The sequence below is a fragment of the Paenibacillus sp. F024 genome (genome assembly GCF_057814255.1).
Genome location: NZ_JBVASZ010000012.1, coordinates 154,203 through 163,632, shown reverse-complemented (window position 1 = coordinate 163,632; position 9,430 = coordinate 154,203). Strand labels below are relative to the sequence as shown.

At 44.3% G+C, this 9,430-nt stretch carries 6 protein-coding genes, 8 tRNA genes, 1 rRNA gene, 1 pseudogene and 1 riboswitch; of the genes and pseudogenes, 12 read left to right on the top strand and 4 right to left on the bottom strand.

Going from position 1 to position 9,430, the window contains the following annotated elements:
• The first annotated feature begins 6 nt into the window (after positions 1-6).
• The 11 genes from rrf to ACZYR9_RS14570 all read left to right on the top strand — a co-directional run bounded on the left by rrf (position 7) and on the right by ACZYR9_RS14570 (position 2,589).
• Positions 7-123 (top strand): 5S ribosomal RNA (gene rrf, locus ACZYR9_RS14620).
• A 48-nt stretch (positions 124-171) separates the two neighbouring features.
• Positions 172-245: transfer RNA gene (locus tag ACZYR9_RS14615), tRNA-Ile, on the top strand.
• Positions 246-273: 28 nt separating this feature from the next.
• Positions 274-349 (top strand) — tRNA-Ala (locus tag ACZYR9_RS14610).
• 4 nt (positions 350-353) lie between these two features.
• Positions 354-429: transfer RNA gene (locus ACZYR9_RS14605), tRNA-Asn, on the top strand.
• A 1-nt stretch (position 430) separates the two neighbouring features.
• Positions 431-522, top strand: a tRNA-Ser gene (locus ACZYR9_RS14600).
• 55 nt (positions 523-577) lie between these two features.
• Positions 578-651: transfer RNA gene (locus ACZYR9_RS14595), tRNA-Trp, on the top strand.
• A 19-nt stretch (positions 652-670) separates the two neighbouring features.
• Positions 671-745 (top strand) — tRNA-Gln (locus tag ACZYR9_RS14590).
• A 12-nt stretch (positions 746-757) separates the two neighbouring features.
• A tRNA-Lys gene (locus tag ACZYR9_RS14585) sits at positions 758-833 on the top strand.
• A gap of 105 nt (positions 834-938) precedes the next feature.
• A tRNA-Gly gene (locus tag ACZYR9_RS14580) sits at positions 939-1,009 on the top strand.
• Between the two features lie 485 nt (positions 1,010-1,494).
• Positions 1,495-1,581: riboswitch (cyclic di-GMP riboswitch) on the top strand.
• Between the two features lie 141 nt (positions 1,582-1,722).
• Complete coding sequence (locus ACZYR9_RS14575) at positions 1,723-1,929, top strand: hypothetical protein (protein WP_488979217.1); 207 nt, start codon at positions 1,723-1,725, stop codon at positions 1,927-1,929.
• A 54-nt stretch (positions 1,930-1,983) separates the two neighbouring features.
• Complete coding sequence (locus ACZYR9_RS14570) at positions 1,984-2,589, top strand: HD-GYP domain-containing protein (RefSeq protein WP_488979216.1); 606 nt, start codon at positions 1,984-1,986, stop codon at positions 2,587-2,589.
• A gap of 670 nt (positions 2,590-3,259) precedes the next feature.
• On the opposite strand, the gene ACZYR9_RS14565 is transcribed toward ACZYR9_RS14570, so the two are convergent.
• From ACZYR9_RS14565 to ACZYR9_RS14550, 4 genes are all read right to left on the bottom strand, one after another.
• Positions 3,260-4,699, bottom strand: coding sequence for a stalk domain-containing protein (locus ACZYR9_RS14565; protein WP_488979215.1), 1,440 nt, complete (start codon positions 4,697-4,699; stop codon positions 3,260-3,262).
• A 355-nt stretch (positions 4,700-5,054) separates the two neighbouring features.
• Positions 5,055-6,686, bottom strand: a complete 1,632-nt coding sequence (locus ACZYR9_RS14560) for an anti-sigma factor domain-containing protein (protein ID WP_488979214.1) — start codon at positions 6,684-6,686, stop codon at positions 5,055-5,057.
• Positions 6,683-7,429, bottom strand: a complete 747-nt coding sequence (sigI, locus tag ACZYR9_RS14555) for an RNA polymerase sigma-I factor (RefSeq protein ID WP_488979213.1) — start codon at positions 7,427-7,429, stop codon at positions 6,683-6,685. Before sigI ends, ACZYR9_RS14560 begins: the two co-directional genes overlap by 4 nt.
• A gap of 202 nt (positions 7,430-7,631) precedes the next feature.
• On the bottom strand, positions 7,632-8,090 hold the full coding sequence (locus ACZYR9_RS14550; RefSeq protein WP_488979212.1) for a hypothetical protein: 459 nt from the start codon (positions 8,088-8,090) through the stop codon (positions 7,632-7,634).
• A gap of 308 nt (positions 8,091-8,398) precedes the next feature.
• On the opposite strand from ACZYR9_RS14550, the pseudogene ACZYR9_RS14545 reads away from it, so the two are divergent.
• A pseudogene (locus ACZYR9_RS14545) lies at positions 8,399-9,416 on the top strand (zinc-binding alcohol dehydrogenase family protein).
• Positions 9,417-9,430 lie beyond the last annotated feature (14 nt).

Genomic DNA, 9,430 nt, shown 5'->3' with positions numbered 1-9,430 from the left:
TCTTAGTTTGGTGATGATGGCGGAAGGGAACCACGCGTACCCATACCGAACACGACCGTTAAGCCTTCCAGCGTCGATGGTACTTGGACCGCAGGGTCCTGGGAGAGTAGAACGTCGCCAAGCGAGCCAAGCCTACCTGAGGTGGGCTTTTCTTATGTTGCCAACTCATTCGGGCCCTTAGCTCAGCTGGTTAGAGCGCACCCCTGATAAGGGTGAGGTCGGTGGTTCGAGTCCACTAGGGCCCATCATTCAAACTTTATAAGCCGCATATACGGGGCCATAGCTCAGCTGGGAGAGCGCCTGCCTTGCAAGCAGGAGGTCAGCGGTTCGATCCCGCTTGGCTCCACCACTATTCCCTGATAGCTCAGCTGGTAGAGCACTCGACTGTTAATCGAGTTGTCACAGGTTCGAGTCCTGTTCGGGGAGCCATGGAGAAGTGTCCGAGCTGGCCGAAGGAGCACGATTGGAAATCGTGTAGGCGTCACAAGCGTCTCGAGGGTTCGAATCCCTCCTTCTCCGCCATATCATCTTAGAACAATACATAAACAGTACGAAAGCGATCAATATTCTTTTACATAGGGGCATAGTTTAAAGGTAGAACAAAGGTCTCCAAAACCTTTGGTGTGGGTTCGATTCCTGCTGCCCCTGCCAATTGTCGAATAGAGGTCATTGGGGATTAGCCAAGCGGTAAGGCAACGGACTTTGACTCCGTCATGCCTAGGTTCGAATCCTAGATCCCCAGCCATTTGTTGTGAGCGAGCCATTAGCTCAGTTGGTAGAGCACCTGACTTTTAATCAGGGTGTCGTAGGTTCGAGTCCTACATGGCTCACCAGTTAGTTTAGATGTGAGTATATGACGGAATGGGCTGACACATCAGACTTAGGATCTGGCGGTCGGTCTTGGGGTCCAAGTCCCCTCTACATGCACGTTGTTCTTTGCGGATGTAGTTCAATGGTAGAACTCCAGCCTTCCAAGCTGGTAGCGTGGGTTCGATTCCCATCATCCGCTTTGATTATATTTTCCTGCCTATTGGCTAATAATGAACGGGAAGCCATAGGAAAGGAGCAATGAACATGGGCGACGATTCCATCAAACCTAATGGGTCACAGCATGCCGAGCCTCCAACGAATGATCCAAAAAAGCAAGGGAGATCAGCGGCAAAGAAAAAATCGAAATAAATCGCTCTAAAGACTTTGCAAACATCTAAGCATCAAGTTAATTATTTAAGCTTAGCAATCGTACAAGTAGGATCATTCGCCGTCAGGTGATATGGTCCTTTTTTGTTATATTTTTGAACTCGATTAGGATAATTGATTTATTGTGAATCGGTTGTCTTTTTCCCGAAATGAATTTTTTAGTAGAGCATACGAACTATTTTTGTTTAAACAATAGTTACAATAAAAATGAAAATTTTTACTATAAAAAAGGAATTTGATTCAATATGTCGAATATTGTTTAATATTATCTAGTTTTCTGACAAGTCTTCCTTGAAAAGTCGATAAAGGCACACCCATTGAAAAGTGGGGTCGCAAAGCTACAGGGGCTTCAGTGCGAATGCACTATGCCAGCCAGTTACCGAAATCTGGATTCACCAATCCTCCAATTTCGGAGGATTTTTTTTGGTTTTGGGACGTTTGATGTAGCATTCTTTCATCGTCACTCTAAGTAGATGAGTCTGACAATCCTTTGAAAATATCTTAGTGATGTGAGGAGAGAGTGAAATGTACCTTGGCCGAGTTCCTGGTATGGGATTAGATGAGATGCAAAACAAATCGTATGAAGAATTAAAAAACCATTACTCCAATCTGAAAGCTGAATTAAAGGTAGCTCGAATTAATTTTGAATTCGAAAGAGCATTAGATCTTAAGGAAGAAATCGAAATTATATTTAAAGAGCTATCTAGAAAAAAGGAAAAAAAGACCAGTTGAGACGGCTTCAGAGGCTCTGCTTGTTTTGAGCTTCACGGTATGGAGGACGATGTAATGAAAAATGAACGATTATTGTACATACTTTTCCGATTAATGAAGAAAGAGCTAAGTACATACGAACATTGTATGAGGGTTGGCAAAATGGCCAAAATTATGGCCTCGTATCTTCATTTTAATCAGGAGCAAACACGCAGTTTGGTAATAGGCTGCCTTCTGCATGACATTGGAAAGATATTTATTCCTACGGATATCATAAATAAGGAGACCGGCACAACGGTAGAAGAGTGGGAAACGATGAAACGTTATCCTGTTCTAGGCGCAAATCTGGCGCAGAAAGAAGGAGTACAAGATCTGAACATCATTGAAATCATTAAATTTCATCGCGAACGCTGGGATGGGGCCGGATATCCTTATGGTTTGCGTGGCGAGTTCATTCCTTCCTTTGCGCGAATTTGCTCTATTCTTGATGCTTTTGACGGTATGCTGCAAGACCGCCCGCATCGCAAGGGCTTATCCGTACAAGAAGCCAAGCAAGAGCTATGGTATCAAAGCAGGAAGCAATTTGACAAAAACCTTGTTCAAGTTTTCCTGAATATCCCTTCACATACAATTGAAAATGTTACCATTTATAATAATTGGCGAAAAGAACATTTCGGATGAATACAGCATGCTTTTATTTAATAGAAAAAAAGTTTGAATGATTTGAATTTCATGCCGGGCCCAAGAGCACAATGAACAAGCTGGGAAAATAGTACCAGTGGAAAAGCATCTTAATCGGTGCCTTCATTGCTTCTTCTTTGGCCCTTTGTTTTTTGCTTACGCAGCGCACTTCTTGTAATGAATTTTTAATTTTAATCCATCCAACTCGATACGGTCGCGTCCCCATTAAACCTTCTCTTCGATGTTTTCCCAAAACGGATTTCCTCCAGACTTATACATGCACAAAGCGATGGTTAAAAAAAGGTTATAAATAACTCTCCTGTAACCCAACCGTTGTTAAGTCAAAACAAGCCCGATATGTTGAAATAACACCTTGATTTCATCGTAAATATGAATGAGATACCCGTAAAAAAAAAGAGCCAAAACCAAAACCATTTTACACCTCAATCGTTGTGGGCTTCAGGAGGCCGATAGAATTGTTCGATGACTCCATCCTTGTGACCCACGAACCTGAGTGGCTTTTCTGGGTCTTTAATGCATTCAAACTGAATTCCAGTAATCGGAATCGTATAAGCTTGTTGCAATGAGTTTTTGTTGTATTTTCTGATTATATAGTGGATTCCCGACCTAAGGACATCCTTAGGTCGGGAGACAATTATGGTTGTCCCATTTATTCGGAGATTACGATCATTTGACTTTCGGCTTTCCAATCGACCGTGGCGCCAAGCGATTCAGCTACAAAACGCAGTGGAAGGACCGTGCTGCCGTTTACTATTTGTGCGGGCGCATCAATGGTAACTTGCTGCCCGTTCACGAAGGCCACATTGCTCTCGTTCGTCAATTGAATCGTCGTCTCACCAAGCTGAATGGTAACTTCCTGCATGGCCTCGTTCCACTCCACATTCGCACCAAGCGATTCTGCAATTGCCCGGGCAGGTACTAATGTAAACCCGTTTTCAATAAATGGATTGACTTCAAATTGAGGCACAACTCCATTAACGAAGGTCTTAAGCTCTGTATTATTGGTTTGTGCAAAAGCTTTATTCAATTCTTCAAATACCAATGGATTGTTTGGATTTAATGCAGCGGCAGTAGAAAGCTGGGCAATCGCTTCGTTAGGCTTGCCCGCGTTATTTAACTCTTCACCAAGTTTAAACCTTGCAACCGCACTAGTCGGGTTTTTCTCAACTGCCTGCTCCAGGTAAAGCTGCTTCTCATCTGTTTTGCCCTGGCTTCCAGCCATCTCGGCCTGCAGGATCAAGGAAAGATAGCTTTCCGGTGCTTTAGCATTCAATTGCTTTGCGATTTCCTGCGCATTGTTAAGGTCGCTATTAGCCAAGTAAGCTAAAGCTAATTCTACATAGAGGTTGTTATTGTCCGGATTTGCAGATAACGCTTGTTGGAATTCATTGATGATGGAATTGTAATCAACATTTTCTTTCAAAGTGAAAAGATCCATTGCTGCTTTTTCTACTGCCAGATATTGCTCATAGGCTGCCGGATCCACCGTAGAACGGAACTCCGCCAGGCTCTGAGACAGGTCCGTTACTGCTTCGAAGTTGAATTCAAAGGAGTCGTCCGTCAAGTCAAAATCAAGCATGTCCTGAATGTTCTCCATATGCGATTCAAAAGAAGCTGAATGATCAGGTGTTTCGGAAGGCTGGGTCTGGTCTTCCTCAGTATTGAAAGAATCGGCTTGGTCAGAAGTATCATCTGATCCGGAATCAGATGAAGAGTCGGAAGACATATCACTCGATTCGTTGGAAGACATATCACTCGATTCGTTGGAAGACGTATCACTCGATTCGTTGGAAGACATATCACTCGATTCGTTGGAAGACGTATCACTCGATTCGTTGGAAGACATATCACTCGATTCGTTGGAAGACGTATCACTCGATTCGTTGGAAGACATATCACTCGATTCGTTGGAAGACGTATCACTCGATTCGTTGGAAGACGTATCACTCGATTCGTTGGAAGACGTATCACTCGATCCGGAATCAGATACCGATGAGGAAGAAGTATCACTTGTTTGAGCAAAGCTGGAATGAACTGGTGCAAGTAATAGCAATGATGCAAGAGATAATGCAGTAAGTTTTTGATTCATTTGTTCATAACCTCCATTGGATATGTAGTATTTTGTTTCATGATTGTTAATACGACCTTAGTTGTACATAAATGGGGGTCATTCGACATATGTTTTCAATTTTTTTTATTTTTATGGTTATTTAGAACTATATATCAGGAAATGATATTCTTTTTGGTCTATGCTATCCTGCCAAGTTCATCGATTGTTATTATACAATAAAGGAGCACGCGTTCTTATTCTGGTGTTGACTTTCAATTAAACAAAACAACCTTACCTCAAGAAAATCTCGAAGTAAGGTTGTCTTGATATGATGATGACCCGGTAAATCTGATGTTTGGGTATCCGATGGCAACGGACAACCTTGTGTTTCAAACTACCATGAATTAGACCCAGCAGATGAGTCGCTGGAATCGGAAGAACTAGACGAATCGTTTGAGTCATCAGAGCTCGACGAATCAGACGAATCGGAAGAATTGGATGAGTCATCAGAACCCGACGAACCGGACGAATCAGACGAGTCGTCAGACCCCGAGGAGCCTGAGGAACTCGATGATCCTGAAGAGTCCGAAGAACTCGGTGATCCGGAAGAACTAGACGAATCGTAAGAGCTGGACGAATCATAAGAGCTGGACGAATCATAAGAGCTGGATGAGCCATTCGAACTCGACGATCCGGATGAGCTGGACGAGTCGTAAGAGCCTGAGGAGCTCGACGAACTTGACGATCCGGACGATCCGGACGATCCGGACGATCCAGACGATCCAGACGATCCAGATGATTTAGGTATACTCGACGAACCGGTTGGACGGTTAGCCTTCGAGGAGTCCGATGAATTAGAGGCTCCTGACGAAGCGGGTGAACCATACGATCCGGACGATCCGGATAAACCGGACGAATTGGAAGTATTAGATGAACCGGTTGTCTGGGAACTGTTGGGCTCCTTAGGTGTATTAGATGAATCTGATTTGTCAGGGATGCTTGAAGCCCCCGGTTTGTCATATGCTTTGAAAGGCTTCGATGAGCTTGAAGGCTCAACGGGGTTCCTATTGCCGTGCTGCTCCCGAGATGAAGCTTCAATCGGTGTTTGCTGCCTTGTATTATTTATGCTTGCGCCAGAAGGAGACACAGTATGACCCGCATTCTCTACTGACATTTCCTCAGGAACCGCCGGTTGGTCCAAGCTTTCGGTATGCTCATTTTGTTCAACCCATGAATCTGCAGGCTGAAGCTCATTTTTCTCTTGAGTTATCGGAGAGCGGATGGACTCAAAAAATTGCTCCTTACGGATTCCCGCTTCTTGTAAGACCTTAGCCAAAGACTCTGATGCGGCTTTTTTCACGTCTAAATGAACTCCAAGCTGCTCGGCCTGCTGGATTAGCAGCCATGTATTCAAAGAAATATTATTTTCCTTGGCTTTGTCATATGAGGCTTGGTCAGCTTGTTCAACCTTGAGGTAAGCATTGATCTGCTCGGCCAGAAGGATTTTTGTTATAGCAGTTTCAATCATGCTTGAGTTTAAGACGGAATCACCTCGAAGTCTTGCAGCCGTGATCATTATCATATTGTCTTTGTTCCGGTTGATATACCCGAGGGCAATCGACCTTGAAATGATTTTCTCTACGGCCTCTGGCATTGTCAATTTTCCCGATGGAAAATGATCCAGCACTTGTTCCGCATCTGTATTCAGGGCTTTGACCTCAACAATGCGATTCTCTGAATCCAAATATAATTCCAGACTAGGGTTAATATCAATAGCAATGACCTGATCATATTTGGGCTGATTTTGAAAAAATATCGTTAAGCCTATGAGAATAAAAAGACATGCTGCAGCCGAATAAAGCCAGGAAGTCGGAATCCGTTTTTTCTTGCGGAGAGGAACAGAGATTCGTTCCCCTACACTAGGGATTTCCTTCGGAAGGGGAAGATTACGGAATTTGCCGTCATCACACATGACTACAATATACTGATCCGTAATCTTCATGACAAGTCCTTTGGTTTCCTTCATGATATTCCCCTCCTTTCCAATTCCGGAAATGCAATGGACGATTTCAAGTGGGGGAGATCATCTGAAATGAGGATCACAATGAGCGCGATCAGATATTTTCTTCCTCTTTCCACCGTTTTGCGGCTTACCTTAACAAAATCGAGAATCTGCTTGAGCGGCAGCTGTTTTGTTTTCATCAGTATCTCAACTAAATGAGGGTAGCTTACAAAGTCGTTGGCAATCTGAATCAGATTGTTTCTGGCATCTGTACGCTCGGGAGAGGCCTCTTCCAATTCCTCGAAATAAATGCCGAATTCCTCTAATCTGGAGCTGTAGATTTGGATTTCTTCCATGCGTTCTTGAATAAGCAGCTGTTCATTATAATGGTTCCAGGATTGCTTAATCTCAGCCGGATTTGACTCATATTCGTCACCCTCCGGATCGTGTGCAGTAGAATCCAAGCTTACTGATAAATGATGACGGCTCGATTTTCTGAAGTAATCAATGAGCCGGGATTGGATGATAAGTTTCGCATATTGATGAAAATTATCGTTTTGAGACTCATTATACCTGTTGATGGCCTCATTGAAAGCAATCAGGCTGATGCTCATTTCATCATCGTTCCAAGAGACGATTCGTTTACAAATTTTAGATGCCGTCTTTTCTACAAAAACTTTGTTGTCTTCAATGATTTCTTGCCGGCTTAATTCATCTCCTTGCTGAGCTTTTTTGATCAATTCTTTAAGAATAAATTCTTCCAACATCTGCCGTCAACTCCCCCCTTGCCATGATACGTAATACGGATGAGTGCCAGCCTAACTGTCCGTTAACCGATTCGTTTTGAACATTTTTTTGTAGGCCGCCGGCGTCATCCCAACGATTTTCTTAAACACGCGATGAGAATGAGCCGATGTAACGGAAGCCTGGTGAGATAACACCGCTAGTCCAAGACTTTGATCCAAATGTTCATCGATATAAAGCAGAGTATCCTTCATCCAATGCGGGCAGTCGGTTGAAGAAGGGGCCTCGATGGGGCGTTCTGTCGGCTTTCCGATGATAATGAAGAAGAATTTGATGAAGCAGCAGTACAACGGCGTCTCGATAACCGGTTTCTTGGTTCTGTATTTCTTCGTTCATCTGTTTCAGCGAGGATGCAAGCATACGCTGCTGCAGCGGCGGTAAAGCAAATTTATAGTTTTTGTGCTGTTTTCCTTGCTCAAAACATTGCAAATAGGGGAAGGACTCGCCGAACGAGGCCTGATGAATCAAAAGCGGACTAAAGAACACGGCGGTCGATGTGACAGGATCAATGTGATCGGGAAAAGCCCGATGGATGGTATTGCCTGGAATAACAAACAGATCGCCTTGCCGCATGTCATGAAACGTTTGATCGATAAAAAAAGGTACCTTTACCGCGATAGACATAAACCAGCTCGTACTCATCGTGCAGCTGATCGGGAAGCTCGTCTTGCGGGCTTTACGTGTCCATATAGACGAAAGCGAAAGGAAAAGCGGTACTCGAATGGAATTGCTTGCGAACGGGTTCCATAACAGAACTCCCAGCACGTGGAATGTGTATTGAAGATATCAAAAAAGAGTATAAAGATGCAAGAATATGTTATTTCATCATCTTGAACTGTTGATAGAATGAGAGAGATGGAGTTGATGATTAGGCAAGGGAAGTCGGGAAACGGATGAAACGAAGATGACTTGGGGAAGAGGAGCAGATGAGCATGAAAGGTATCATTTGTGAACAAATCGAACAGCTGAAGCTTGTTGATCTGCAGGAGCCTTCCTATAAAGAAGGGGAAGCTATTATCCGTATCCGAAGGTTTGGAATTTGCGGCACGGATATGCATGCCTATAAAGGAAATCAGCCCTTCTTCACCTATCCGCGGGTGTTAGGGCACGAATGAGCGGGAACGATCGAACGGGTTGGGGACAATCCGCAAGGATTTCGCGAAGGTGACCAGGTCGGTATCGTTCCTTATATCAAGTGCGGCGATTGTATTGCCTGCCGGAACGGCAGATTGAATGGCTGCAGGCAAATGAAGGTGCTTGGCGTTCATATCGACGGAGGCATGCGGGAGCTCATTACCGTTCCGGTCACACACTTAAACAAGACAGAGGGACTTTCCTTGGATCAAGCCGCGGCCTTGGAACCGTTCAGTATCGGTGCGCATGCGGTAAGAAGGTCGGAGCTTCGCAAAGATGAAACCGTGCTGGTCATTGGCGCCGGGCCAATAGGTTTAGGCGTTATGGCATTGGCCAAACAGTGTGGCGCTCATGTGATTGCGATGGATATCAATGAAGAACGATTGGCCTTTTGCAGGCAGCGGGCCATGGCGGACCAGACAGTGAATGCGCTCCGGCAGCCTAAAGAACAGCTGGAGTCTTTAACGAATGGAGATTTTCCGACTGTCGTATTCGATGCTACCGGTAATTCGAGGTCGATGACCGATTCATTTCAATGGGTAGCTCACGGGGGGAAACTCGTATACGTAGGTATGGTGAAAGCGGGATATTTCATTCTCCTTCCCTGAATTTCATAAACGGGAAATGACGCTGTTAAGCAGCAGGAACGCTACCCGTGAAGATTTCGACCATGTGATCGAGGCGGTTCGAGGCGGCATTCTCAACGTCGGCAGTTATATTACTCATCGTGCGGATTTTATGCAAATGATCGGGCATTTTGATCAATGGCTTAAGCCTGAATCCAAGGTGATTAAAGCTATGGTAGACATGCGCTAAATTCGGCTCATGCT